The 2,072-nt window shown below is 61.9% G+C and carries 1 protein-coding gene; it reads left to right on the top strand.

Annotated features, from left to right (window positions below; translation table 11 throughout):
• Positions 1–32: 32 nt before the first annotated feature.
• A partial coding sequence (locus GY725_10580) for a Tn3 family transposase (protein ID MCP4004631.1) occupies positions 33–2,072 on the top strand: 2,040 nt, incomplete at its 3' end.

Below are 2,072 nucleotides of genomic sequence, written 5' to 3'. Positions count from 1 at the left end.
TGCGCCATCCCCCCGAAATGAGAGAGGCAGCGATGGCGACGAAGAACAAGTTACTGACCGTCCTGTCGGACGCCGAGCAATTTGCCCTCTACGGCCTGCCCGATTTCGACGAAGGACAGCGCTTGGAGTTTCTGTCCCTGTCAGAAGCGCAGTTGGCCCTCGCCTGCTCTCGTACCGGTCTGCACGCACAAGTCCATTGTGTCTTACAGATTGGCTATTTCAAGGCCAAGCATGCCTTCTTCCGTTTCACCTGGGAGGAGGTGCAGGCGGATTGTGCCTTCGTCCTGGCGCGCTATTTCAACGGCCGAGCCTTCGAGCCGCTGGTCATCACCAAGCACGAACATTACACGCAGCGCGCGATGATCGCGGAGCTGTTCGACCATCGGCTCTGGTCGGCGGCGCTCCTCCCGCAACTCGAGCAGCAGCTCGTCCAGATTGTTCGCCGCGATGTCACGCTCGGCTTCATCGTCGCCGAGCTCATCGCCTATCTCAACGAACACAGAATCGTCCGCCCCGGCTACACGACCTTGCAGACGGTGATCAGTGAGGCGTTGTCCGCTGAACGCCGACGCTTGGGTGAGCAGCTCGCCGAGGGATTGGACGCAGCAGCCAGGGAGGCGCTGGCCCAGCTCCTGGTGCGCGACGACACGCTTTCGGAGCTGGCCGCCCTCAAGCAGGACGCCAAGGACTTCGGCTGGCGACAGATGGCACGCGAGCGGGAAAAGCGCGCCAGGTTGGATCCGTTGTACCGGATCGCCAAGACGCTGCTGCCCGAGCTGGCGGTGTCACAGCAGAATTTGCTCTATTACGCGAGCCTGGCGAACTTCTACACGGTCTACGATCTGCGTCGTTTCAAGCCAGAGCAGACCCACCTGTACCTGCTCTGCTACGTATGGCAACGCTACCGGCAGCTCACCGATAATCTCGTCGATGCCTTGGGCTACCATACCAAGCAGCTCGAAGACGAGAGCAAGGCTCAGGCAAACAAGCAGTTTCTCGCAGAGCAGGTACGACGTCAGCAGGAAACCTCGCTGGTCGGACGCTTGCTGTTGCTCTATGTGGACGAGTCGGTCGACGACGCCACGCCCTTTGGCGACGTGCGCCGGCGCGCGTTCAAGATCATGCCCAAGGAGGCCCTGCAGATCACCGGCCAGCATCTCAGCGTGAATCCAGCGAGCAAGCTGGCCCTGCGCTGGGAGGTTGTCGACGGACTGGCCGGACGCATTCGCCGTCATCTGCGTCCGCTCTACGGCGCGCTCGACTTTTCCGGGGTCGTGGCGGACAACGCGTGGCTCAAGGCGCTCGCCTGGATCAACGGGGTGTTCGCCAAACGGCAACGCCTGTCGCAGCGCCCGCTCGCTGAATGCCCGCAGGTGACTCTGCCCAAGCGCCTGCGCTCGTATCTACTGACGTTCGATGCCGACGGAGAACCCACTGGCCTACACGCCGATCGCTACGAGTTCTGGCTGTATCGCCAGATCAGAAAACGCCTCAAGTCGGGCGAGCTCTATCTGGACGACAGTTTGCAACACCGCAGCTTCACCGATGAGCTTGTCTCCCTTGACGAGAAGGCGGACGTGCTCAGCCAGATGGACATCCCTTGGTTGCGTGATCCGATTCACGCCCAGCTCGATGCGTTGACCGACGAGGTGCATGCGCAGTGGCTGGCGTTCAACCGCGAACTGAGCCAGGGCAAATTCAAACATCTCGACTATGACCGCGGGACCAAGACGCTGACCTGGCGTCGGCCCAAGGCCAACCATGAGGCCGCGCGACAGGACAGCTTCTACGAACAACTGGCGTTCTGCGACGTGGCCGAGGTGTTCCGCTTCGTGAACGACCAATGCCAGTTCCTGACGGCGCTCACCCCGCTGCAGCCGCGCTACGCCAAGCAGGTCGCCGACGCGGACAGCCTGATGGCAGCCATCATTGCCCAGGCGATGAATCACGGCAATCTCGTGATCGCGAAAACGAGCGACATTCCCCATCACGTGCTGGAGGAGGCCTCCCAGCAGTACCTGCGCCAGGCCTCGCTGCAGGCGGCCAATGATCGGATCAGCGATGCCATCGCC

This window comes from bacterium, assembly GCA_024226335.1.
Taxonomy (GTDB): domain Bacteria; phylum Myxococcota_A; class UBA9160; order SZUA-336; family SZUA-336; genus JAAELY01.
Note: the sequence above shows the minus strand (reverse complement) of the source record. Positions and strands in the feature narration are given on the sequence as shown.